Raw genomic sequence first — 24,375 nt, forward strand, 5'->3', positions numbered from 1 at the left:
CCACGGCAGTCCCGCCCACTTCCATCCTCAATAGGAAATCCGGATAGTCCCGCCGATGGTACGCGGGCTGCCGATATAGCCGAACACCGAACCATAATCCCCTTCGCGAAGGCTCAGGTAATAGCTCTTGTCGAACAGGTTGTTCACCCAGACGGATGCATCGATCACGTGCTTGTCGACCTGGCGGGTGACACCCAGCGACATGTTGACGAGGCCGTAGGCCGGAATTTTGGCCGAGGGTGAATCGTCCACCGTCGAATAAGTGCTGCTGCGCCAGGAATAACGCGCGGTGTAATACAGGCTGGTGGTCTTCGAGACCGGTGTTTCGTACCTCGCATTCACGTTCGCGGTGTAACGCGGCGCGCGGAACACCGGCTTGCCGGTCAGATCGCAAGACGCCGGCGGCGAAGCTCCCAGCGTCACCTCCGGGGCACAGCGTGCATCGTCATAATCCAGATATTTCATGTCGTTGAGCATGAAATAGGGCGAAAGAGTCAGACCGAATGACGACGCCCATGTCGCGGAGGCCTCCACACCGCGTCCGCGATATTCGCCAGCGTTGAGCAGATAGGTCGATTGCGACGCTACGTCATACCCCTGCGTCTGGAAATCGTGGACCCAGGATTCAAACAGATCGACTTTGGCTGAAAGGCCAATCTGCGGCACGTCCTTCTGAAGGCCGAGTTCGATCGTCTGCGTGGTCTCGGGCTTCAGGATGAGAGAATCGTTGCCCGCCTTGCCCGCCGCGCCCGACGAGATGTTCATCGCCCCTGCTTTCTCAGCATAGGCCCCCGCAAGATAGATCAGCGTATTGGCATCCGGCCGGTAATTGAGGTTGAGCATGGCCGAAGGCAACCCCTTGGTCTGGCTGATCACACCGGAATCGAAGGGGCTCTTATTGAGCCGGACGAAGCTGCCGCGCTTGTAGTCGATCGATTCCCTAACCCCTGCCTTGAGGTCCAGCTTGGGCAGGATGTGAAACGTGCCCTGCGCGAAGACGCCGTAGAAATCGTCATGCAGTTTGCCGTATCGCAGGACATCGAGCCCGGTATAGCTCGAACTGCCGTACCACGCGGCGGCATCCGCACCGTAGCGCGAATGGGCCATGCTGTTGGTGCGCTCCCCCGAATACGATACGCCCATCGCCAGATCGCCCCACTTCCAGTGCGGAGTATCCAGACGGAACTCTTGATAGAACGTCTTGTCACGCACGCGCCAGCCGCTGTCGTGATAGACATCGATGCTCTGACCGTCGGAAGCACTGGGATCGTTGGACAGGAAACGGATGGAACTGATCGAGGAGAACTTCCACCCGCCCGCAAGGTCGATGAATATCTGCGGCGAAATGCCGTAGGACTGAACCGTGAAGTAGTTCTGGTCGTCCAGATCGACCTTGCGCCCATACACATTGATATTGCCGGTCTGCGAAGAGTGCAGATCATAAAGGTCGACACCGCCGATCGTCAGGGTCTTGTAAAGGACCGGCGTGGATGTGCTGTGCTCATGGCTGTAGTCGGCGATCAGCTTGGCCTTCACGGTATCGGAAGGGTGCCAGACCAACTGGGCGCGCACGCCGTTGCCGGAACTGCCGTTAACCCAGTCGCCATTGGCGACGTTACGCACATTGCCGGTCAATCCCGTGTGCATGTAGCTGATACCGGCATAGAGATTATCGGTGATCTTGCCCGACACGGCGGCACTCGCGCGCAGATAGCCGTAACTGCCGTAAGAGAACGAACTGCTGGCCTTGAGATCAGGCCCCGGTTCACGGGTGTGAATATCGATGACCCCGCCGGTCACGTTGGCGGAATAAAGCGTGCCCTGCGTCGCACCATTGTAGACATCGATGGATTCCACATCGTTGAACCCGGAAGACAGCATGCCGGGACGAGCAAGATAGACGCCATCGAGGAACAGCCCCACGCTGCTGGGCATACCGATATTGACCTCGCCACCGGTCTGGCCGCCGCCATCTCCGTTGCCACGGATGCTGAGCGTGGTGTTGAACGGATCGCCCTCATCCACGTTGAGGCTGGGAGCTACCTGCTGGAGATCGCTCAGGCTGTCGATCCGCTGATCTTCGAGGAACTTCCCGTCGACATGGTAGCCGGACGTCGGCGGTCGCTGCGCATCGCCCTTGTCTACGCTTCCCTTGACCACGATGTCGCTTTTGCCGGATGTCGGATCGCTGCCGGCGTCATCGCCAGACGCGGCAGTCTCGCTCGCAAACGCGGGGGTTGCGGCCAATGTGAAGAGCAGAGCAAAGGCGGATACACGAACATTACGGTGACGACAGAGACGCGCGGCAATCGACATAATAACCCCTATAACCTATCTGTTAAGTAGGGTATCTACTCGCGAAACGCCGTGGAAGATAGTTTTCCTATCCATACCAACGGTTTTGCATCTTGCCGCGCGTGGGCGAGAAAATCTCGGAGGTGTTGAAAGACGAATAACCGACGAACCTCACGAGGCCGAAAGGCACCGAAAAACGGCCTTCCGCGTCGTTATCGGCAATCCATCATCCGAGATCGACTTTCATGCAATTAAAGGCGGCTATTAAAGCCGGACGCCTTCAGAAGGGCACTTCAAACCACCATTATCCTCAGGCGCAGGCAGAAATTGCGACGCAGAAATGCTCGCTTACGGAGGAGTGTTTATCCGGCGCCGCCGAATAAACCCCTCTCAATTTCTGTTTTACGGAATTTCCAAATCATCAGATCAATGCATCTGATCAAAAAATTCTCTAACCACGAGACAGACTTCTATAGCGCATGAGGCCATCGGTAAGCGCCTGCAGACCGTAGTCGACATCTGCCGGTGCTCGCGCAAAACCGATACGGATATGCCCTGCACGGCCGAAGTATTCACCCGGCGCCACGATTACGCCACAGCGATCGGCCAGCCATTCGGAAAAGGCGTTGGTATCCTCGATCCCCACTACACGCGGAAACGCGATACAGGCACCATCGGGCAGTTCTCCCTCGACGAGACCCTCGGCCCGCCAATGCGCATGGTAGGATTCGATGATCGGGCGGGCGCGACGCATGATGCCGTCGCGATAGTCATCGAACAGCGGGCGCTGCTCCAGCACCAGCGCGGCCAGCGCATGTCCCAGGGTGGAAATCCCGAATTCGGTTTCATCGGCCAGCGCGCGGATACGCGCGACGATATCGGCGCGCGCCACGATCCAGCCACAGCGCAGCGTGCTGAGACCGTAGGTCTTGGTCAGGCTGGATATGCTGACCGCGTTGGGCGAAATCTGCATTGCCGGGCGCGCCTGATCGCCACTCGCGGCATAGTCGGCATAGACCTCATCGACCACCAGCAGAACCCCGTAAGTTTCCGCAATGCGAGCCAGCGCCGGAATCTCCGGCGTCGCCATGCCGGACGGGTTGTGGAGGTTCGACACCACGATCAGCTTGGTATCGGGCCGGATCTGGGCGGCGACGGCATCGGGATCAATGGTGAAGTCCGGCCCGCTCCGCTCGAAGCGGTCGACCATGATGCCCAGCGTTTCTGCCAGTGTATGGAAGATATCGAACGCAGGATTCTCGACGAGAATGCGCTCGCCCGGCTTCACCAGCGCGCGATAGATCAGCGAGAGCGCACCCGTGGCCCCGGTCGTGCACAACACCTGCCCCTCGCCAACGCCGTAGCGCTGCTGCAATTCCCCTACGACAAACGGGTTCCCCCCGCAAACGCACTGGCATAGCGTGAGGTGACATCGCCATCGAACCCTTCGCGTACGAGGTTCTGCAGCAGGTCGATCGGCTCGGGCACCGAACTGTCGAACAGGCTGATCAGCAGGTTACGCTCCGCCTTCACGCGCCGGATGACGCTGCGCACCCAGTTGGCGTAAGACATTGCAGGCCTGCCCGGCTCGCTGTTCGGCATGTTGTTTCCTGCACTCGCCACGTTATCGGGCTTTCGTTGATTTCGACGGTGATCATTCTTGGCGAACGAAGACGACCCGGTGCCCCCAAGAGGTATCCGGGCCGTCGGGTTGGATGATCAGAAGTCCTTGCCGATCGACAGACCGATCGTGCGCGGCTGGATCACACCGGCAGCATAAGTGCCGGTGCGGGTGATGGTGTCCCGCGCGCTGCCCGAAACGAAGCCGAGCTTGTCGGTCAGGTTGCGGACGTAAAGCGAGTAGGTCCAACCGTCGTTCTCGATACCGGCACGCAGCGAGTACGTGGTGAAGGCGGGCATCTCGAAACGCACGGCAGAAGCGCTGCGCGTGAAGTCCGAATAGCGGTTCCCGACATAGGCCATCGTGCCGCCGACATAGGCGTTGACGTTACCCGGCAGAACGAAATGCTGCTCCAGATCGATGGAGCCCGCGTACTTGGCCGAATAGGGCAGGCGATCGCCCTTGAGGCCATAGAGCGTGGCGACATCGACATCTTCACGCAGCGTTGCGTCGGTATAGGTGAAGGTGCCGGTCGCGCTCATGCCCTGCCAGGGGGTGAGCGTGGTGCTCGCCTCGACGCCGCGGCTGCGCGCCTTGCCGCCGTTGCCGGTGAACGAGAAACCGCTGTCGTCGGTCTGCGAAAGCTGGATCTTGCTCCACTCGATATCGAACACCGACAGATCGACCGACAGCAGATGATCGACGATCTGGCCCTTCAGACCAAGGTCGTAGTTGGTCGTGCGGTCGGGGCCGAAGGTGCGGTTGGCAGAGGTCACCGGCACCAGGTTCGGACCACCCGGACGATAGCCGCTGGCAACGCGGGCATAGACCATCAGGTTGTCGTTGATGTGATAGCTGGGGCTGACCAGGAAGGTGAAGGCATGATCCTTCGACTTCGCCGCCGAGGTATCGACAGTATCGTCGGCATAGCCTTCCAGAATGCCGCCAAGGCTCTCAAGGCTGGACTGGCGGTTGATCGCGTAACGCCCGCCGACCTGCAGCGAAAGCTTGTCGGTGAAGTGGTACGTCAGGTCCGCGTAGCCTGCGAACTCGCGATAGGTATCGGGATCGGCTGCGGTATAGAGCGGGTTGTAGAGGCCGTTGCCAAGGATATCGATGGCAGCGCCGGTGTTGTAATCGGCGGCATAGATCGTCTGGTAGGTGCTGTTGTCCTCATGCGTGAAGAAACCGCCGAGCTGCCAGTCAATCGGCCCCGAGCCGTTCGAGGACAGGCGGACCTCCTGCGTCCACTTCTTCGAATAGGCATTGTTGGCGATGGTCACGCCGGTGCCGCTGGTATCGTCCATGAAGTAAGACAGATAGCGCCCGAAAGTCTGGCTGACGTCCTGCGGCCCCACAAAGCTGATGCGGCTGTACGAGGTGATGGAGGTCAGCGTGGCAAAGCCCATGTCATAGGCAGCGCGCAGGCTGTAGAGGCGCACCTTCTTGTCGCCAAGGCCGGTGCCCGCCACGCGGCTGTGCTCATAGTTACCATAGACCGGTGTGCCGTAGACATCGACGTCCATGTCCGAGACGTTGTTCGTCTTGCGGTTCTGGAGCAGCGCGGTCGCCAGTAGCGAGAAATCGGACGTGGGCTTCCACAAGGCGGTGATCTTGCCGCCGTAGGCATGGCCGTTGTTCACGTCCTTGGCGCCCGAAGTGGCATCGTCCACCCAGCCGGCATCGCTGCGGTAGTAGCCACTGGCGCGCACGGCCAGCGTCGGGGTGATCGGCACGTTCACCGCACCGCGCGTCGCCCATCCGAGCCCGCCATGGTCAATCGCTTCACCATTGGCCGAAACCGTACCGCTGAACTTGGTGGGATCGGGCATGATCGATACGTACTTGATCAGACCGCCAAGGCTGCTGGCACCGTAGAGCGTGCCCTGCGGACCGCGCAGCACTTCCACTTGCGAGACGTCGGACGGGTCGATCTCGGCCGAGACCTGATCGCCCAGCCCTGCGCCGGTGCTGGAACCCAGCGGTACATCGTCGAGCACCATCGCCACGGTCGGGTTGTTGCCCGCCCCGGTTGTAATGCCGCGCACCACAAAGGTCGAACGACCATTGCCCGCCGAATAGACGCTGAGGCCCGGCAGCTTGGTGAAGTAGTCGCGCAGCTGCGCATCGTTCTCTCGGGTCAGGGTGTCGCCCGTGACCACCGAAACCGGGATCGGCACGTCGATCAGGCGCTCGTCGCGCTTCTGCGCCGTCACCACGATCTCGTCGCCGGACTTCGCTTCCGTCGAAGCGGCAGGGGCGGCATCGTCGGCGAAGGCGGGCGTTGCCGCAGCGGTCATACAGGTGGCGAGTAGCAAGGCGCGAAGCGAGCGAGCATTGTAGATCATGATATTCCCCGATTGACTGCGGCTTTGCAGCGGCCCCTACCGCCCACGCCTTTGATGGCGACAGCATAGTCGGGGCGGCGGGGATATTTATGCCTAGTGTGGCGCCGGAGGCGTCATTCGCAGCATAGTGTATGCCCAACTAGCGACTATGGATGAAAATATCACCTATCAGGACAAAAGAACGTAATTTTCAATCCAATGATTCCGGCATGTGCGCATCATTACGTGCACGCCCTCAAGGCTTGCCAAACTTCAGCGGGCCGCCACCCACTGATACGCCATGACCGTCTCTCCACGCGGCTGATAGCGAAGGGAAAACGTCTGCCCGTCTCGGCGCACATCCAGCGTCAGCCATGCCGTCTGATCGCCCTGGAGTTTGTCTTGCGGGAACGTGTTGACGATCTCGTCGCCATCGCGAAGCCCCGCTTTCTGCGCCTCTGAGCCAGCGATCAGGCCCTGCACGATACGCGGGCGGCCAATGAGCGAGGCAGGATCGAAGCCCAGATCGAAACGACGCAGCGGCACCTGAATGCGCCGGAACTGCGGCCCGAAGGCGTCGGACGGCGGCAGTTGAACGCCACCGGCCAGCATTGCATCCAGGCCTGCGACACCCTTCTGCCCGAGATCCCCCTTGAGCAGCGAGCGATAGAGCGCCTCGTTCATCGGCTTGCCCGCGCGTCGCGCGGCCAGCATAGCCCGCACGATATCGTCGAGCGAGCGCTTGCCCTTAGAGGCCGCACGAATCTGCGCATCGACCACCGCGAAATAGAGCGAGCCGCGATCGTAAGGCAGCACCCGGATGCGCGTATCGCGCCAGAAGCCATCCGGAATCTCGGCATTGGGCGTCGCGATCTTGGCATTGGTATAATAGCGCGCCACCGTCTCGTTCAGATCGGCGAGGAAATCCTTGGTCGAGATCATCCCGGCGCGATAGGGCAAGGCGCGCTGGTAGTAGACCGCCAGCCCCTCCCCGAACCATGAGCGGTCAAGCCCGTCGGCTACGTCCATCGATCCGTCCAGCGAATTGACCCAACTGTGCAGCATCTCGTGCGCCAGCAGCGAGCGCAGATCGGCAGGCGTCGAGGTCTGGTTGAAGGTGAACGCGAAGCTGTCGACCAGGCCGATACCGCTGCCGGGATTCTTGGTGTTGGTCCGCCCGAACACCCCGAAACTGGGCGGCGTATAGCCGAAGAAACGACCATAGAAACGATGCAGATCGCCCGCCCAGCGCATCGTCGGCGCCATATCGAACGCGGGCTTGCCCTGCCAGACACCGAAGAAACCATCGCTCGCCGGACCGAAGCTGCCGGGATGCCCGCCCATGACGTAAATCGAGCCCAGCCGCTCGGGCGCCAGCGCCTCGTGACTCCAGGCATCGCCCATGCCGATGCTGGAGGCGCCGATGCTGGAGGCGCCGACACCGTGGGTTGCGCTTCCAGAATCGTAACGGGAGAAATCCCAGCTCACATGCACACGCCGCGCGACGTGGTCGACCGGCACCAGCAAGAACGCATTCGACGCCGCCGCAAAAGTGCCGCCCTCGGTGCGCATTTCGTACTGCGGCAAGGCGAGCGGCGGCGCATCGGCATGGATCGGCACGCGGTATTCCACGCGGATCGCGCCACTCACGGCACGTCCGGCGATCCAGCGCCGCAGCGTGTTCGAACCGTCCTGCACCTCGTCGCGGCTCATGACTGCAAGTGCCCCTGCCGCATCCGAAAAGCGCAGATCCGTCAGATCGTTCGCGCTCGTCACCAGTGTATTGGCGACCACCGGCAACGCAAAGACTGCCTCCCCCGCCGAAGCCTTCTCTCCTTCGACGGCGATCGAGACATCGACATAGGGTATGTGCCCCTTCCCATCCGGCGCGGCGGGCACAAGGCGTACCGCCATTTCGGGCGCAGGGGCCTGCGCACCTGTCTGCAGCAGAAGTACAGGTGCAAGGCTGAAGGCGAGCGAGGCAGGGCGTGTCGTCATGTCGTGCAGACTATCGAGGAAACCGCGCAAAATCCGCCGTCTTCTGGCCTGCCGCGATCCACACTTGCGCATTCTTTATGCGCGCCGGTTCCATTACTCCGCAAACCGGATGGGAAGTCGCTTCGTGCTCTTGAGGTCTTCCAGGATGATGCTCGACCGGGCCGTGGCGACTTCGGGTGCCGTCAGCAGTTCGCGGGTCAGCAAAGTGTTGAAGCTGGACAGATCGCGCGTCGCGACCTTGAGGATGATATCCGCCTCGCCCGTCAACGACTGGCACTCCAGCACCTCGTCCATCTGCGCGATGCGCTGCTCGAAGCGCTCCAGCCAATCCGGTTCGTGCGAGCGCAGCGTAATCAGGACGTAAGCCATGACGCCCACGCCCATTTTCGGGGCATCGAGAACCGCCGCCACCCGCGCGATATATCCCGCGCTGCGCAATTGCTGCATCCGGCGCGAGCACTGCGAGGGGGAGAGATGCACCTGCCTGCTCATCTCGACCGGGCCGATATCCCCTGACCTTGCCAGACATCGAGAATCCGCAGGTCGAAACGATCAAGTTCGCGAGTCATGCTATCCTCATGCATGGATCGTGTCACCGCGTCGATCCATATGCATGGATATTGCATAGCAGCGCATATTCTCGCGAAGAATGCACAGACATTGTGCGCCCACGCGCTTAGATGGATCGGCAGCAAATCCAGGGCGGAGAGCCCTTCGTGTCGCCGCTGCCCGAGGGCCGTCGCGGCGTGGCGGCCCTCCACCCTTTCCTTGCTGCACCCTCAGCCGAAAGAGCCCCGCATGCGCATCGCCCACGCAGCGCCCGAAGTCGCCCGTCGCCGGGCGATCAACTGGTCGATCTGGAACAGCCCTTATCTGCTGCTGACGCTGGCAGCATGTCTGTGGGCGAGCAATTTCGTGCTGGGCCGGGCACTGCCGCATTCGCTGGCGCCGGTCAGCCTCTCGTTCTGGCGCTGGGCCCTTGCCATGCCAATCGCGCTGCTCTTTGCCCTGCCGCATCTGAAGCGCGACTGGCCGGAGATCTGGCAAGGCTGGCCGATCCTGTTGCTGCTCGCAGCGCTCGGGCTTGCAGGCAGCAATACGCTGGCCTATCTTGCGCTGCGCCAGACCACCGCCACTTCCGCGCTGCTGGTCCAGTCCGCCATGCCGGTGACGATCGCTGCCTGCGGCTTTGCGCTGTTTCGCGACCGCCTGAACCGTCAACAACTGGTCGCGATGGCACTGGCGTTTTGCGGCGTCGTCGCCGTCATTCTCGCCAAGCCCGGCGCATCGGGCACGCTCAACCTCGGCACAGTGCTGGCAGCCGCCGCGATGCTTTCGCAGACGCTTTACGCCACCCTGCTGCGCCGCCGCCCCAAGCTCCATCCGGCCAGCTTCCTGTTCCTGACTTTCGCGGGCGCAGCGCTGATCATGCTGCCGTTCCAACTGGCCGCCGGAAGCCCGCTGCCGCTGCACGACCAGCAAGGGCTGAGCGCGCTCGCCTATCTCGCGCTTGGCCCTTCGGTGCTGGCATTCTTCCTGTTCAATCGCGGGGTCGCGCTGATCGGATCGGGCCGAGCGGGGCTGTTCTTCTATCTGATGCCGGTGTTCGGTACCGTCTTTGCGACCGTCCTGCTGGGCGAGCGGATCAGCGCGGCGGAGATCGCCGGCTTCGCGCTGGTCGGTGTGGGCTTCGTCCTGTCGAAACGAACAGAGCGCGCCTGACCCCCGTCACAGCGAGGGCAGCGGCAGGCGGTGCGTACACTTCATCTCCGATAGCGTGGCGGTGGAGCGGATATCCTCCACCCCCGGCAGGCGAAGCAGCGTGCGGAAGGTGAAGTTCTGATACCACGCCATGCTCGGCGCCAGAACCTTCAGCATCACGTCCATTTCGCCGAACAGCGTGTAGGCCTCGGTGATCTCGGGAATATCCTCGATCGCGCGCATAAATTTTTCGCGGTTTTCGTCGCTCAGGCGCCCGATCTTGAGCTGGGCGAAGATGTACATGCTCTCGCCGAACTTCTCACGGTCGAGGATCGCGACTTGCGTCTTGACGTAGCCTTCTTCCTTCAGTCGCTGCATCCGCCGCCAGCAAGGCGACTGCGACAGACCAACCCGGTCGGCGATCTCGCTGGAGGATTCCGAAGCGTCGATCTGCAGACGGTCAAGGATCTTGATATCGAGGCGGTCGAGGTCGGCAGCCATGGTTATGCACACTCTCGCAGAAATTTGGATCAGGATTGTTTTAGATCAGCTTCTTTGCATCCGATCAACATGCTTTCGCGCGCGCAGCCGGCCTAATATCTCATGGATACAATCGGCAAACCTGAGGACTGCATATGCACCGTGACGACCTGGCGATCTTCGACAGCGAGGCGGTGCGCGCCCATCTGACCTATCCCGATTGTATCGCGGTCTTGCGCGAGGCGATGCAGGCGCTGTCCGCCGGGACGACGCGCCAGCTGTTGCGCACGATGATCTCGCTGGGCACCGGGCGCACCTTTGCGCAGATGCCCGGTGCGCTGGGCGATCACGACTATTTCGGCACCAAGACGATCAGCGTCTTCGCCGATCCGCAGCGCCCCGGCCTGCGCCGCCATCGCGGTCTGGTGGTGCTGTTCGAGCCCGAGGAAGGCCGTCCCGTCGCCGTCGCCGATGCCGAGGAGATCACCCATATCCGCACCGCCGCCGCGACCGCGCTCGCCACCGATGCGCTGGCGCGGCCAGACGCGAAAACGCTGCTGATCGTCGGCACCGGCGGGCAGGCGCATACCCATCTGGAAAGCCTGCCGCTGGTGCGCAATTTCGAGCGCGTGCTGATCTGGGGCCGTTCGCCCGAAAAGGCCGCCGCGCTGGCAAAAGAGTACGCCCATCTGAACGCGCAGGCCGTCACCGATCTGGAAGCCGCCATCCGCACTGCCGATGTGATCTGCACGCTGACCACCGCATCCCAGCCCGTGATCTTCGGCGACTGGGTGCAACCGGGCACCCACGTCAATCTGGTGGGATCGAGCGGCCCCGGCCCGGTCGAGGCCGACAGCGCGCTGGTGATGAAATCGCGCTATATCGCCGACAGCCGCGCCTCGGCGCTCGACGCCGCCGCCGAGTTCCTCGTCGCACGCGATGCCGGACTGGTCGACGATGCGCACATCGTCGCTGAAATCGGCGAAGTGCTGCTGGGCCAAGTGCCGGGACGCACCTCGGCGGACGAGATCACGCTCTACAAGTCGCTCGGCCACTCGGTGCAGGATCTCGCTTCCGCCGCCCACATCTACCGTTCGCATCTTGCCAGCAAGGACGCCTGATCCGTGACTGCCTTTCGCGCTCTTCTCGCCGCCTCCACCCTGCTCACCGCGCCGGTCGTCGCCCATGCCACGCCTGTCCATGAACGCCTTTCCGTCATCGCCAATGGCGAGAAGGTCGGCTCCGTCGAGGCCATTCGCGATGGCCAGCACGTCACCATCCATTACGACGTCAAGGACAACGGCCGCGGTCCGACCATGGACGAGGCGATCGACCTCGGCGCCGATGGCCTACCGCAGCGCTGGACGCTCGACGGCAAGGCGACTTTCGGCGGCGACGTGCATGAAAGCTTCGCGCGCGCGGGCAATGCAGTCCACTGGAGCGACAGTTCCGGCCCGCGCGATATGACCGTCGACGGTCCGGCGCTCTACATCGGCCAGTCGGCGAGCCCGTGGGCGCTGGGCCTCTATGCTCGCGCGCTGCTCAGGCAGCCGGGGCACAGCCTGCCTGCCCTTCCCGGCGGCACGCTCCATGTCGAGGCGATGGGCGCGCAGACCATCGGCAAGGCTAGCTACAACGCCTATGCGATCAGCGGCATCGACCTTTCGCCGCAGCTGATCCTGCTCGACAAGAGCGGCGCGCTGTTTGCCGTACTCGACGGCACCGAGACCACGGTGCGCGAGGGCCACGAGGCCGAGGTTCCGGCGCTGTCCGACCTTGCCACACGGCTGACCGCACAGCGCTATGCCGCGCTCCAGAAGCAGTTCGCGCACCATATCGATGCGCCGGTGCGCATCCATAATGTGCGTGTGTTCGATCCGGTGACGAAGACATTGGGGCAGCCGGTCTCGGTGGTCTTCGCCAGTGGACGGATCACCGGTATCCAGCCGCTCGATGCGCCTGCCTCGCCCGGCGAGGCGACGATCGAGGGCAACGGCGGCACGCTGATGGCGGGGCTGCACGACATGCACGCGCATATCAACCTCGAATCCGCGATGCTCTATATCGCCGCCGGTGTCACCGAAGTGCGCGACATGGGCAACGACAACAGCTTCCTGCCCGACCTGATGCACCGCATCGACAGCGGCGAAGTGGCAGGCCCGCGCATCCTGCCCAACGGCTTCCTCGAAGGCCGCAGCCCCTATTCGGCGCGCCTCGGCATCGTCGTCGACAGTCAGGATCATGCGCTGGAGGCCGTGCGCTGGTATGCCGCGCGCGGATACTGGCAGATCAAGATCTACAACTCGATGAACCCGGACTGGGTGCCCGCGATCACGAAGGAGGCGCACAGCCTGGGCATGACCGTGACCGGGCATATCCCCGCCTTCACCAACGCCGATGCGATGATCGCGGCGGGCTATGACGAGGTGACGCACGCCAACCAGCTGATGCTCGGCTGGGTGCTCAAGCCCGGCGAGGATACCCGCACGCCGCTGCGCCTCACCGCGATGAAGCGTACCGCCGATCTCGACCTGAATTCCCCGCGCGTGCAGAAGACCGTCGATATGATGGTGGCGGGCAAGATCGCCCACGATCCCACCGCCGTCACGCTCGAACTGCTGATGGAAGGACGCGACGGCAAGCCGAACCCGGCAGTCGCGGAATATATCGACCATCTGCCCATCGGCCTCCAGCGCCGCCGCATGCAGGCGATTGCCCCGATCCACGGCCCCGAGGATGCCGCCGCCTATGACGGCGCGATGGAGAAGGTGCGCGAGACGATAAAGATGCTGCACGATCGCGGCATCCGCCTGATGCCCGGCACCGACGACCAGACCGGCCTTTCGGTCCACCGCGAGCTGGAGATCTACCATGAGGCGGGTATTCCCAACGGCGAAGTCCTGCGCATGGGCACGCTGGGGCCGGAGCAGTACATGGGTCGAGATCAGGAGCTGGGCTCGATCGCACGCGGCAAGATCGCCGACTTCATCCTGCTGCCGGGCGATCCCACGCAGTCGCTCAGCGAGTTGCACCGCATCGCCATGGTGGTGAAGGACGGGACGATCTACTTCCCGTCCGAGATCTACCCCGCGTTCGGGGTCAAGCCCTTCGCCGATGCGCCGAAGATCACGCTGCCCCCGGCCGGTCCCAAGCCGAAGGTCGGTGCCGGTCCCGCCCACGATTCCTTCGACGAGTACCTCTAAGGCCCATGCTTCCCAGGGGGGACGCCCCGGCTCCTGCGTGACCAGTCGAGCCGGGGCGCTTTTCCCTTACCTCACTTCTTCTCGGCAACCACTTGCGCCACGAAGGCGTGCAGATCGCGGCTGAGCGAGGCCAGCGCAGTCTCGTCCTCGAAGGTGGAATGACCCGAGGCGTAGCGGTGCATGGCCATGCGATTAGCGGGAACGCCGTTCTGCTCCAGCGCGAACTGGCCCGCATAGACCGGCGTCGTCACATCGAAGTAGCCTCCGGCAGCGAACAGGCGCAGCGTCGGCTTCTCCGCCATCGCCGCCGTCAGATAGGGCGCGAAGGACATCGCCTGATAGCTGCCGCCGTATTCCTTGTCCCAGCTCCACTTGAAGTTGATGCCAAGGTTCAGGTTCCGGTAGGGACTGGGCACGGAATAGCCGAGTTCGTCCTTCAGATATCTCTCGACCGCCTTGGACGATCCCGAGCTGAACGCCATCGAGGGATCGTCGAACGGCGGGCGCAGGTTGCTTTGCGACAGCGCACGGGTGACGCGCGCATCGAGCTGGCCGGTGCGCTCCCCTTGGCGGCGAGCAGGGTCAGCATGAACTGGCGCTTGTCGAGGTGCAGGTCGGCCGCTTCCAGCGTAGCCGCCGGGATACCGATCAACGCCGACATCTGCTGCGCCACGCGCGCCTTTTCGGCGGCAGGCAGCGACGGTCCCTGCATCAGCGCCGAGGCGTAGTCCGTCTGGGCGAAATGCAGCGCCTGTGCGAACTGCTGCTCCACCGTGCGCCCGCCCCGGTCGATAGCATTGTGATACCACGCGACGGCGGAAAGCGTCGGCAGCAGCGTGGCATCGGCGATCACAGGGCCATCGGTGTCGCCAATCGCCAGCGAAAGCAGCACGACGCCATCGGGCAGCCATGTCCTGGCCTTCATGTTCTCGTTGAGGATCGCCAGCGCGCGCGAGGTGCCGTAGCTTTCGCCCACCAGCAGCACCGGCGAGGCGGTGCGGCCATGCGCCTTGAGCCAGCGCGAGATGATCAGCGAAACGCCGCGCGCATCGCCGCCAACGCCGAAATAGGACGAGGCATCCTTGCCCTTGATCGGCATCGAGGCCCCGGTTCCCACCGGGTCGATAAACACCAGATCGGCACTGTCGAGCAGGGTGAAGCGGTTATCCTCGATGTGCGCAGCCTGATCCTTGCCGACCATCCGGCGCGGCCCGAAGGCTTGCAGATGCAGCGGCGAGGACGAGGCGCCGGGGCCACCGTTAAACACGAACAATACCGGGCGCTTCGTCTCGTCCTTCACGCCATCGGCGACATAGGCATAGCTCACCCCTTCGGCCACTGGCATGCCATCGGAACCCGGCATGGGCGTCTCGGTGACGATGGCGTGATAGGCGAGCTTCCGGCCATTGAGCGTGATCGCGTGGGCCGTCGTGACCTGACGGTCGCTGGCGGCATCGCGCGGAACCATCGGCTCCATCGCCTGCAGGAAAGCGGGGGACATCGGCGCATTGCCCTCGTCCTGCGCCATCAGGGCAGTGGGAGCGGCAGCGAGCAACAGCGCGGGGATCAGGGCAAGGCGCATTATCGGTCCTTTGGCAAAAAATCAGGCAGGCGGAAGCACATCGAGCAGCCGCTCGATATCGGCCATGTCGTTGAAGACGGAAGGGCTCACCCGGAAGCGGTTTTTCGAGACGGTGATCTGTACGCCCGCAGCTTTCAAAGGCGCCGCGATCCGTCCGCGCGCATCTTCCAGTACGCAGGTGATCAGCGGTGTGCGGCTGTCAGGCGGCGTGACCACGCTGTAGCCCTTCTCCGTCAGCCCGGCATGCAGCCGTGCCATCAGCGGGCGTCGCGCCGCCGTCAGCCGGTCCACGCCGATCTTCACCAGATGGTCGAGCGAATAGTCGAGCGCGGCCAGGATCGTATGCGGGAACGTGCCCCCGGCGAACAGCCCCTCCATGTCCTTGCGCGGCGTCACGTCGGCAATCGGATAGCGCGGATCGTGGGCTGGCGCATCGAGCGGGTAGACATGCGGGTCGAACCCGTCGAGCTGGTAATAGCCGAAACGCGTGCGGTTCAGCCGGTCATGCAGGTCGGCGCGGACATAGAGGAAACCCAGCCCGAAATCGCCCATCAGCCACTTGTAGCTGGCGCAGGCGGCGAAATCGACATTGGTGGCGCGAACGTCCACCGGCACCGCCCCTGCGGCATGGACGATATCGGCATAGACCAGCGCACCTTTCGCATGGGCGATCTCGCACACGCGCTTCAGGTCGTGCTCGAAGCCGTTGTAGGTCGAAACCAGCGAGAGCACGACCAGCGTGGTGCCCGGCGTGATCGCTTTTTCCATGTCCTCGATGGCAATGCGCGTGCCATCCTTGTCCGTGCGGGGACGGACCCAGGCGACATCGACGCCCTTTTGCGCCAGTTCCTCGTAGAGATAGAACGAGCCGAAGAAATGCAGCGTGTCGGTGACGATCCGGCTCTTGCGCGGTGCGCCAAGGCCGCCGTTCAGTCCCAGTGCGTCGATGATCGCCTGCTCGCCCGCCGTGGTGCTCTGAACCAGCGCGATCTCGGCGGGATCGGCGTTGATCAGCCGGGCGAAGTTGCCCTTCACCCGCGCCTCGACGTCGTCGGTCTGCCAATAGCCGTTCATCGTCCCACGTTGTTCGAGGTATGCCTTCACCGAGGCCTGCGCGCCGAGCGGCACCGGGTGCATCGTCCCGGAATCGAGATAGGTGCCATGAAGCGGAGCAAAGCTCGCCTTGTCGGGCAGCGCTGGCAGGCTCGCCACCGCGTCCGCCGCGCTCGCCAGCAAGGGCCTTGCCGCAATCGTCGCTGCGCCGGCGCCTGCCAGCATGGTCCTTCGTGTCAGTGCCGTCGCCACCATCGCCTCGATTTAGTGTCCTTCGTCTGGCGTACTCTAGCCCGACAGGCCTGAATAGTTTTTGCGGTTTTTCCCAAAGATCGGAGATAAATGCGGCGGAACCAGCCCCATCCTAAACCGGCTATCACCAACTGCGCATAAAAATGCCGCTCCATCCGCTCTATTGGAATGGCACGGAGGATTTCTCATGCTGAAGCTGGCAGTATCATGCGCCGCACTGGCCGCAGGCACCCTGTTCATGCCTGCGGGTGCCGAGGCGAGCACCCTGTGCGCGCCCGATGCCGTCGAGACGCATCATCGCGCAGTGATTGCGGGCAGGCAGACGGCCTATATCGCCTGTGTCGGCAGCCTTCCCGTGCGCAATCTGGACGGTGTGGCCACCGCGCAGATCACCTATACCGCCTATCTGGTTCCTACGCCCCGCAAGACCGGCGCACCGCGGCCGCTCAGCTTCGTGTGGAACGGCGGACCCGGTGCCGATTCCAGCACGCTGCAGTTTCACGCCGTCGGGCCGAGAGTGTTCCGCGACGGCAAGCTGGTGGACAATTCCGCCAGCCCGCTCGCGACCAGCGACCTCGTGTTCGTCGATCCCGTCGGCACCGGCTTCAGCACCGCGCAGAGCCCTGACAAGGCCAGCGCCTTCTTCGGCACCCGCGCCGATATCGCCTCGGTTTCCGGCTTCGTGGCGGACTGGCGCGCGGCCTATCATCGCCAGAACAGCGCACTCAATCTCGTGGGTGAAAGCTTCGGTACATGGCGCGCCTCTGGCGTGGCAGAGGTGCTGGTGGAGCAGGGCATCCCGGTCAGCGGCGTCGCGCTGATCTCAGGCGGCATCCCGCTGGGCGAAGACCCGCATCCCGAACGCCGCCGCGCCGTCTCGCTGGTCAACCGCACGGCCACCGCCTTTGCGCTCGGTCGTCTGGCGCCCGACCTGATGAAGGACCGCGCCCGCACGCTGGCAGCGGCACAGCACTGGGCCGAGACCGTCTACATCCCCGCCCTCGCGAACCCCGACGCGCTGAGCGATACGCAACGCACCGCCGTGATCGCCAGCCTCGCGCGCTATCAGGGGCTTGATGCCGGCGCCATCGACGCCAAGACGCTCTGGGTCTCCCCGCGTGCCTTCCGCAAGGGGCTGGTGCCGGGCAAGATGCTCGATGTGTTCGACATGCGGCGCACGGACGAACCGGACGAAAGCGCCCAGCAAGCCGCCGTACTCGCCTATTACCGCCACGACCTGAACTATGCGCAGGGACATTACGCCGGGATCGACGCCCCCGTTTCGGACGCGGGGAAAGACTGGCAATATGATCAGTCCCCCGTCACGCCGCAATCGCTGGCCCGCGCCATGGCCGGAGAAGGCCCGCCCAGCGCCTCGCAGCCGTGGATCGAACGCGCGATGCAAAAGGCCCCGCACCTGCGGACATGGGTCGCGGCGGGGCTCTACGATTCGCTGAACAGTTGCATCGGCAATGCGATGACCGTAGCCGAACTGCCGCGCAGCATCGGCGCGCGGTTCACGCTGCGCTGCTATGAAGGCGGCCACATGATGTACGCGGACCCGACGCAGACCCTGCGCTTCGGGAACGATCTTGCCGCCTTCCTGCGCGGCTCGGGAGCCAAGTGATGAAGACCGCAAGCCTCAAGATCGCATCGGTGATGAGCCTGGCGATGACCCTCGCCGCGAGCCCGTCCGCCCATGCACAGACGACCGAGATCAAGGCGCGCCATGCCGAAAGCGTGACGATCCACGGCCACCGCATCGCGCTCATGGCCGAAGCTGGCGTTGTGCCGGTCGCCAGCAAGCCGGGCCATGACGATGCCACCGCCGGGTACATCTCCTATGTCCGCAGCGATGCGGGCGGGCAGGCCGATACGCGCCCCGTGCTGTTCGTGTTCAACGGCGGCCCCGGCGCGGCTTCGGCCTATCTCAACATGGGCGCGCTCGGCCCCGTCCGTGCCCATGTACCGCAGGATCCCACCAAGCCGATCCCGGCCAGTGCGACGCTGGAGCCCAACACCGAGACCCCGCTCGACATTGCCGATCTGGTATTCCTCGATCCACCCGGCACCGGCTTTTCGAGCCTGTCCGCCAGTGCCGATGCCCGCTTCTATCACTCGGTCGCAGGCGATGCCGATGCCGTGGCGCAACTCGCCCGAAACTGGCTGGCCGCGCACGGGCGCAGCAAGGCGCCGATCTATATTCTGGGCGAAAGCTACGGCACGATCCGCGCCGCCGCGATGGTCGATGCCCTGCACACGCAGGATGCCGCGCTCAACATCCGCGGCGTCGTGCTGCTGGGGCAGGCGCTCAACATGATCGAGACCTCACAACGGCCCGATAACGTGGTGACGTACCCGGTCGCCCTGCCCACGCTGGCCGCCATCGCCTGCTATCACCACAAGCGCGCCGCGCCCTGCACCCCGCAAGGCAGCGCCAGCGAGGCCAAGGCCTACGAGCCGACCTATCTCGATGCGCTCTATGCCGGGCAGAACCTGCCTGCCGCACAGCGCGAAGCGGTGGCCGCGAAGCTCGCAGCGCTCACCGGCATTTCCAGCGCCTATTACCTCGCCCATGACCTGCGCATCTCGAAGGAGAAGTTCCGCGTCGAATTGCTGCGCACCGAAGGCAAGGTGCTGGGCCGCTACGATGCCCGCTACACCGCGCCGCGCGCCGCCAACGCGGGTGAAGTGGTCGGCCCCGATGCGTTCTCTGCGGTGTCGAACCTTTACGGCAAGGCGATCTCCGAGCAGCTGACCCAGATGGGTATCAAGGATACCGCCGACTACAAAGTGATCGTGCCGGTAGAAGATGACTGGAGCTATGGCGCCGGTGACAGCCCCTTTAACGACTGGCCGTTCATGGCGCGTCTGGAAAAGGCGATGGCCGCGAAACCCGGCATGCGCCTGTTCGTAGGCACGGGCTATTACGACCTCACCACCACCATCGGCGCGGCGGATTACCTGTTCGCACAAAGCGGATTGGCCCCGGCGCAGTATCGCAACGAGCGCTATACCGCAGGACACGTCGGCTATTCCGACGATACCAGCTGGCACAAGCTGATGACGGATCTTCGCACGTTCATCACTGCGGATAGCGCCCGATGAGCGAGGCCGCACAGGGCGCCCCGGCGCTGAAGAAGGGTATCGACCTGTGGGGTGGTCGCGCTCGGCGTCGGCACGGCGGTCGGCGTGTCGATCTTCTCCGCCATTGCGCCTGCCGCGCAGATGGCGGGTCCGGCGATGCTGCTCTCCGCGCTGATCGCGGCGCTGCCGATGTATCTGATCGCGGTGAGCTATGCCTTCCTCGGTTCGGCCTGCCCGGTATCCGGCGCCTCCTTCGCGTGGCCCGCGCGCTTCCTTCACCCCTCCATAGGCTTTGCCATCGGCTGGGCGCGGATCGTCGCCAATGTGGGCGCCATCGTCGTGCTGGCACTGGTGCTGGTGAAGTACGCCTCGATGATGGTCGCCCTGCCCACCAAACCGACGATGCTGGCGGTGCTGCTGCTGGCGCTGCTGGCCAACCTGTTCGGCGTGGAAATTGCCGCGCGCGTGCAGAAGGTTCTGCTGGCAGGCATGATTGTGCTGTTCGCGGTGTTCGTCGTGTGGGGCGGGAGCACGGCGGTCGATCCGGCGCGCCTGCAACCGCTGTTTCCGCACGGCATCAGCGGCATGATCACCGCGACGCCGCTGCTGATGGGGCTGTTCTTCGGTATCGAGGCCGCCACGGAAGCAGGCGCCGAAGTGGCCGACAGCCGCCGCACGATCCCGCTCGGCATTGCGTTATCGATCGGCTCGGCGACAGTGATCTACCTCGCCGTCGGCTTCGTGGCGCTGGGTATTCTGGGCGGCGATGCGCTGGGCGCCAGCGATGCGCCGATCCTGGAGGCCGCGCGCCACTTCATGGGGCCGATGGCGGTCCCGGTGATTGCGATTGCCGCGGTGCTTTCGATCGGCAAGTCGCTCAATGCGCTGTTCGCGATGTTCAGCCGCAGCCTTTACGCGATGGCGCTGGCAGGCGCCCTGCCCGCACCGCTCGCCCGCGTCCATCCGAAGTGGAAGACCCCGCATATTGCGCTGATCGCGGTTTTCGGGCTCGGTTGCCTCGGCCTGTTCATGCCGATGCAGCTGACGTTCCTGTTCCTGGCAGTGAACATCCCCAATCTGGCAAAATACGCCAGCATCTGCCTCTCCGCCGCGCGCGTGACCGAGCGTCATCCCGACATCTATGAGGCCGCGAGCTTCAAGTTCTCACGCCCGACGATGCGGCTGCTGTCTTATACCGGTGCGCTTTGCGCTGTACTGCTGATTTTCGTAGGCCTTGAGGCCGACTGGCGCCCCTATGCCCTGCTTGCGGGATGGCTTTCCGTCGGTGCCATCTATTACACGATAAGTCGTATAACCAGAAAATGATCTTCATTTTCTACAGAAAACCTCTTCAGCCACCGAGGCCCGTTCGGTTCACGCCCCGAAGCTGTCATCAACGGAAAGCAGGCGTTTCCCGAAGTCAGGCTTGCTACATCATGTGATGGTAGCCCCCGCCTGCGCAATCCCTGCACCAGAACGGTGCGCAGATACCAGCCAGACGGCGCGCCGTGTTTGACGGCGCGCCGGCAGTGACCGTCTGCTACAGGTGAGCCAGCCCCCTGGCCTAGTCGAGAAACGCACGCATGATGCGTGAGCGGCTCGGATGCTTGAGCTTGCGCAACGCCTTCGCTTCGATCTGGCGGATGCGTTCGCGCGTCACCGAGAACTGCTGGCCGACTTCCTCCAGCGTATGATCGGTGTTCATGCCGATGCCGAAGCGCATGCGCAGCACGCGCTCCTCGCGAGGTGTCAGCGATGACAGCGTGCGGGTGATCATTTCCTTCAGATTGGCCTGGATCGCTGCATCCACCGGGATGACGGCGTTCTCGTCCTGAATGAAATTGCCGAGACTGCTATCTTCCTCGTCACCGATCGGTGTTTCGAGCGAGATCGGCTCCTTGGCGATTTTCAGAACCCGCTTCACCTTTTCGAGCGGCATCGAGAGCTTTTCCGCCATTTCCTCCGGCGTGGGCTCGCGGCCCTTGTCATGGAGGAAGAGACGGCTGGTACGCACCAGCTTGTTGATTGTCTCGATCATATGCACCGGGATACGGATGGTGCGCGCCTGATCGGCGATCGAACGCGTGATCGCCTGACGAATCCACCACGTGGCATAGGTCGAGAACTTGTAGCCGCGACGGTACTGGAACTTGTCGACCGCCTTCATCAGACCGATGTTGCCTTCCTGGATAAGGTCGAGGAACTGCAGGCCGCGGTTCGTGTACTTCTTGGCGATCGAGATCACCAGACGCAGGTTCGCCTCAACCATTTCCTTCTTGGCGATGCGTGCTTCGCGCTCCGCCTTCTGGACCATGTTGACGATGCGGCGGAACTCGGGAAGCGCCATGCCGGTGGCGGTGGCGATATCCGATACTTCCAGACGGATGCGTTCGGCAGGTTCAGCCTCGTTCTCCGCGAAGGCCGCCCACTTCTTGTCCGTCCTGGACACTTCGGCGACCCAGGTGTCGTCCAGTTCCCGGCCCGTATAGGCTTCAAGGAAATCGGCACGCTTCACCTTGTGGCGCTCGGCCAGACGCAGCATCTGGCCTCCCAGCGTCGTCAGACGACGGTTGAAGGAATAGAGGTTGTCGACCAGATATTCGATCTTGGTCGCGTGGAACTGAACCGATTCCACCTGCGCGGTCAAATCCTCGCGCAGCTGCTGGTACTGGTCTTCCTTGCCCGCCGGGAAGTCGATACCCAGCGCCAGAGCGTCGAGACGCTCGCGCTGGAGCCCTTCGAAAGTGCGGAACAGCTCGGTGATCAGCGCGAACTTCTCCAGCGCTTCGGGTGTAAGCGCAGCTTCCATCTGGCCGAGGGAAAGGGTGTTATCCTCTTCATCCTCTTCGACCCTGCGCTTGGGGACCGGGTTCCCGTCTTCGTCGACTTCCTCCGAGTTGTCCTCGCCGGAATCGTCATCATCCTTGAAAGACGGACCTGCAGTGGCAGCGGAAATCTCGCCGTTGTCGTCGCCGTCTTCGCCCAGATTTTCGGGCTGCGGCTCCTTGGAGAGCATCGCGTCGAGATCGAGAATCTCGCGAAGCAGCATGTCGCCATTGTTGAGCGCTTCGGACCAGCCAATGATCGCATGGAAGGTCATGGGGCTTTCGCAAAGGCCCATGATCATCATGTCGCGGCCGGCCTCGATGCGCTTGGCGATAGCCGCCTCACCCTCGCGGCTGAGCATCTCGGCGGCACCCATTTCCTGCAGGTACATACGTACCGGGTCATCGGAGCGCGCCGACGTGTCGGCCTTGCGCGTCTCGCCAGGACGACGCCGGGAATTACCTTCGTCGAACTCGGCGTCGGAACCGGAATCATCGTCGCGGCCGTCTACAGCTTCGACGCCGTCTTCCTGCTCGCCGTCCTCGTCATCCTCATCGTCGTTTTCGATGATCTTGACGCCCATTTCCGAGATCGCGGCCATGATGTCCTCGATCTGGTCGGTGGTCATCTGGTCCTGCGGCAGCGCGGCATTCAGTTCCTTGACCGTGACGACGCCCTGGCTTTTGGCGCGCGCGATGAACCGCTGGACCGAACCCTTGTCCAGGTCGAGAAGAGGAGAGTCGTTGTCGCTGCTGCGATCGTCGTTAGTCATGCAATCCGTTGTTGTCTTATTACGCCTTGCCATGACGATGGGCTCGTCAGCAGCAAGAGCAGGTTTTCAAATCATCCGCCTGACAAGCCCCCTTTAGGGCACCCGTTCAGGTAAGACGAACTACCTCTGCTGTAGGATCTAAGTGATCTGGCCGATCATCAGTTCCACAAGAAAGCCGATCTACCTTCAGCAGGATGTGCCGCGCTCTCGAAGGCGGTATCCATATCCTTGCCCTGGTGGTAGCCTGTCGAAGGTGGGCCTGGATCCAGGCTATTGCAATAAGGCGCGTCTTGTTCCGTCGCCGTTCGCGCTGCGACCGAGGAAAGCCGGAGATGAGGCCATGACCACCTGCGGCGGCCATGGCCAAAGCCCCTCAGCGCTGGACCAGATTCACGGCAGATGACTTGCCGCGACGATCAATCTCGATTTCGAATTCAAGCTGATCGCCTTCAGAAAGGCCATGCAGCCCCGCACGCTCGACAGCGCTGATGTGCACGAAGGCATCAGGCTGACCGTCATCGCGCACGATAAAGCCAAAGCCCTTGGATACATTGAAGAACTTGACCGTTCCCGTAGCCTTTTCGCCCGTCGACTGGCGCGGCGCAGGAGCCCGCTCGCGACGTTCGGCAACGATGACTTCGCCAACGATGGTCAGCTCGGACGCGGACACCTTGCCATTGCGCTCGACCAGCTGGAATTCCAGCTGCTGGCCTTCCGCCAGCGTTTCAAGACCAGCGGACTGCACGGCGCTGATGTGCACGAAAGCATCGTCGCCGCCATCTTCCAGCTGGATGAAGCCGAAACCCTTGTCGGGGTTGAAGAACTTGACCGTCCCACGCCCCTGACCGACGAAATTGCCTGGGCCGCCACGCGAACCGCCGCCGCCAAAACCGCCGCCGCGCGAGCCACCGAAGCCGCCACGCTGGCCACCGCCGAAGCGATCGCCGCCCCGAAGCGGTCGTTACCACCACCCCAGCGATCGTCACCACCGCCGAACCGGTCGCGACCACCACCGCGATTTCCCCTGTCGAATCCCATCTTTTCAAGTACCTTAAGCTACGCCCGAAGAAACCTAATCCTCGCGAGTGAACGTAGCACGCAAGGCCGCATAACCCGTTTCCGGATGCAGGGAAGTCGGGCCATAGCAGCGCAATGCCTCTTTGGCGACCGGAGTTCTG

Annotated in this window: 17 protein-coding genes and 1 pseudogene; 6 read left to right on the forward strand and 12 right to left on the reverse strand. The window is 63.2% G+C overall.

The features are described from left to right. Window positions 1-27: 27 nt before the first annotated feature. The 6 genes from CI805_RS19625 to CI805_RS19650 form a co-directional block, all read right to left on the reverse strand. Window positions 28-2,247 (reverse strand): TonB-dependent receptor, encoded by a 2,220-nt coding sequence (locus CI805_RS19625; protein ID WP_260928410.1) that lies wholly within the window; start codon window positions 2,245-2,247, stop codon window positions 28-30. A 499-nt stretch (window positions 2,248-2,746) separates the two neighbouring features. Next, a complete protein-coding gene (locus tag CI805_RS19630) occupies window positions 2,747-3,670 on the reverse strand; it encodes a pyridoxal phosphate-dependent aminotransferase (RefSeq protein ID WP_260928411.1) in 924 nt (307 codons plus the stop codon). A 5-nt stretch (window positions 3,671-3,675) separates the two neighbouring features. Beyond that, a complete protein-coding gene (locus CI805_RS19635; protein ID WP_260928413.1) occupies window positions 3,676-3,897 on the reverse strand; it encodes a hypothetical protein in 222 nt (73 codons plus the stop codon). Window positions 3,898-4,014: 117 nt separating this feature from the next. After that, entirely contained in the window at window positions 4,015-6,264 is a 2,250-nt protein-coding gene (locus CI805_RS19640) for a TonB-dependent receptor (RefSeq protein ID WP_260928415.1), read from the reverse strand. A gap of 252 nt (window positions 6,265-6,516) precedes the next feature. After that, window positions 6,517-8,241, reverse strand: a complete 1,725-nt coding sequence (locus CI805_RS19645) for a peptidase M61 (RefSeq protein WP_260928418.1) — start codon at window positions 8,239-8,241, stop codon at window positions 6,517-6,519. 93 nt (window positions 8,242-8,334) lie between these two features. Beyond that, window positions 8,335-8,766 carry an Lrp/AsnC family transcriptional regulator gene (locus CI805_RS19650; RefSeq protein WP_260929735.1) on the reverse strand — a complete coding sequence of 144 codons (432 nt, stop codon included), beginning with the start codon at window positions 8,764-8,766 and terminating at the stop codon, window positions 8,335-8,337. 273 nt (window positions 8,767-9,039) lie between these two features. On the opposite strand from CI805_RS19650, the gene CI805_RS19655 reads away from it, so the two are divergent. Continuing rightward, window positions 9,040-9,963, forward strand: coding sequence for a DMT family transporter (locus CI805_RS19655; RefSeq protein WP_260928419.1), 924 nt, complete (start codon window positions 9,040-9,042; stop codon window positions 9,961-9,963). 6 nt (window positions 9,964-9,969) lie between these two features. On the opposite strand, the gene CI805_RS19660 is transcribed toward CI805_RS19655, so the two are convergent. Then, window positions 9,970-10,443, reverse strand: coding sequence for an Lrp/AsnC family transcriptional regulator (locus CI805_RS19660; protein WP_260928420.1), 474 nt, complete (start codon window positions 10,441-10,443; stop codon window positions 9,970-9,972). Window positions 10,444-10,577: 134 nt separating this feature from the next. Between CI805_RS19660 and CI805_RS19665 the strand changes: the two genes are divergently transcribed. Both CI805_RS19665 and CI805_RS19670 read left to right on the forward strand, forming a co-directional pair. Further along, a complete protein-coding gene (locus CI805_RS19665) occupies window positions 10,578-11,543 on the forward strand; it encodes an ornithine cyclodeaminase family protein (protein WP_260928421.1) in 966 nt (321 codons plus the stop codon). A gap of 3 nt (window positions 11,544-11,546) precedes the next feature. After that, the gene (locus CI805_RS19670) at window positions 11,547-13,625 is read left to right on the forward strand and encodes an amidohydrolase family protein (protein WP_260928424.1); all 2,079 of its coding nucleotides are present in this window, start codon (window positions 11,547-11,549) and stop codon (window positions 13,623-13,625) included. Between the two features lie 71 nt (window positions 13,626-13,696). Here CI805_RS19670 and CI805_RS19675 read toward each other — a convergent pair whose 3' ends face one another. From CI805_RS19675 to CI805_RS19685, 3 genes are read right to left on the reverse strand one after another with little or no spacing between them, the layout of a single operon-like run. Beyond that, window positions 13,697-14,107, reverse strand: coding sequence for a hypothetical protein (locus CI805_RS19675; RefSeq protein ID WP_260928426.1), 411 nt, complete (start codon window positions 14,105-14,107; stop codon window positions 13,697-13,699). Further along, on the reverse strand, window positions 14,062-15,207 hold the full coding sequence (locus CI805_RS19680) for a S10 family serine carboxypeptidase-like protein (RefSeq protein ID WP_260928428.1): 1,146 nt from the start codon (window positions 15,205-15,207) through the stop codon (window positions 14,062-14,064). Before CI805_RS19680 ends, CI805_RS19675 begins: the two co-directional genes overlap by 46 nt. Before the next feature lie 21 nt (window positions 15,208-15,228). Continuing rightward, entirely contained in the window at window positions 15,229-16,485 is a 1,257-nt protein-coding gene (locus CI805_RS19685; RefSeq protein ID WP_260928430.1) for an aminotransferase class V-fold PLP-dependent enzyme, read from the reverse strand. Window positions 16,486-16,699: 214 nt separating this feature from the next. Between CI805_RS19685 and CI805_RS19690 the strand changes: the two genes are divergently transcribed. From CI805_RS19690 to CI805_RS19700, 3 genes are read left to right on the forward strand one after another with little or no spacing between them, the layout of a single operon-like run. After that, on the forward strand, window positions 16,700-18,139 hold the full coding sequence (locus tag CI805_RS19690; protein ID WP_260928431.1) for a S10 family serine carboxypeptidase-like protein: 1,440 nt from the start codon (window positions 16,700-16,702) through the stop codon (window positions 18,137-18,139). Then, window positions 18,139-19,620 (forward strand): S10 family serine carboxypeptidase-like protein, encoded by a 1,482-nt coding sequence (locus CI805_RS19695; protein ID WP_260928433.1) that lies wholly within the window; start codon window positions 18,139-18,141, stop codon window positions 19,618-19,620. The genes CI805_RS19690 and CI805_RS19695 overlap by 1 nt, the downstream gene beginning before the upstream one ends. A gap of 51 nt (window positions 19,621-19,671) precedes the next feature. Beyond that, entirely contained in the window at window positions 19,672-20,925 is a 1,254-nt protein-coding gene (locus CI805_RS19700; protein ID WP_260928435.1) for an APC family permease, read from the forward strand. 238 nt (window positions 20,926-21,163) lie between these two features. On the opposite strand, the gene rpoD is transcribed toward CI805_RS19700, so the two are convergent. After that, window positions 21,164-23,197: an RNA polymerase sigma factor RpoD gene (rpoD, locus tag CI805_RS19705; RefSeq protein WP_260928437.1), complete on the reverse strand. Its 2,034-nt coding sequence runs from the start codon at window positions 23,195-23,197 to the stop codon at window positions 21,164-21,166. 373 nt (window positions 23,198-23,570) lie between these two features. Then, a pseudogene (locus tag CI805_RS20990) lies at window positions 23,571-24,235 on the reverse strand (cold-shock protein). Between the last annotated feature and the right edge of the window lie 140 nt (window positions 24,236-24,375).

This window comes from Novosphingobium sp. 9 (genome assembly GCF_025340265.1).
Taxonomy (GTDB): Bacteria; Pseudomonadota; Alphaproteobacteria; order Sphingomonadales; family Sphingomonadaceae; genus Novosphingobium.

Excerpts from the sequence above, each read along its gene's own strand:
- CI805_RS19635 (WP_260928413.1), bottom strand. The coding sequence starts at position 3,897 with ATGCCGAACAGCGAGCCGGGCAGGCCTGCAATGTCTTACGCCAACTGG.
- CI805_RS19640 (WP_260928415.1), bottom strand. The coding sequence starts at position 6,264 with ATGATCTACAATGCTCGCTCGCTTCGCGCCTTGCTACTCGCCACCTGT.
- CI805_RS19645 (WP_260928418.1), bottom strand. The coding sequence starts at position 8,241 with ATGACGACACGCCCTGCCTCGCTCGCCTTCAGCCTTGCACCTGTACTT.
- CI805_RS19655 (WP_260928419.1), top strand. The coding sequence starts at position 9,040 with ATGCGCATCGCCCACGCAGCGCCCGAAGTCGCCCGTCGCCGGGCGATC.
- CI805_RS19660 (WP_260928420.1), bottom strand. The coding sequence starts at position 10,443 with ATGGCTGCCGACCTCGACCGCCTCGATATCAAGATCCTTGACCGTCTG.
- CI805_RS19665 (WP_260928421.1), top strand. The coding sequence starts at position 10,578 with ATGCACCGTGACGACCTGGCGATCTTCGACAGCGAGGCGGTGCGCGCC.
- CI805_RS19675 (WP_260928426.1), bottom strand. The coding sequence starts at position 14,107 with ATGGCGTTCAGCTCGGGATCGTCCAAGGCGGTCGAGAGATATCTGAAG.
- CI805_RS19680 (WP_260928428.1), bottom strand. The coding sequence starts at position 15,207 with ATGCGCCTTGCCCTGATCCCCGCGCTGTTGCTCGCTGCCGCTCCCACT.
- CI805_RS19685 (WP_260928430.1), bottom strand. The coding sequence starts at position 16,485 with ATGCTGGCAGGCGCCGGCGCAGCGACGATTGCGGCAAGGCCCTTGCTG.
- CI805_RS19690 (WP_260928431.1), top strand. The coding sequence starts at position 16,700 with ATGCTGAAGCTGGCAGTATCATGCGCCGCACTGGCCGCAGGCACCCTG.
- CI805_RS19695 (WP_260928433.1), top strand. The coding sequence starts at position 18,139 with ATGAAGACCGCAAGCCTCAAGATCGCATCGGTGATGAGCCTGGCGATG.
- rpoD (WP_260928437.1), bottom strand. The coding sequence starts at position 23,197 with ATGACTAACGACGATCGCAGCAGCGACAACGACTCTCCTCTTCTCGAC.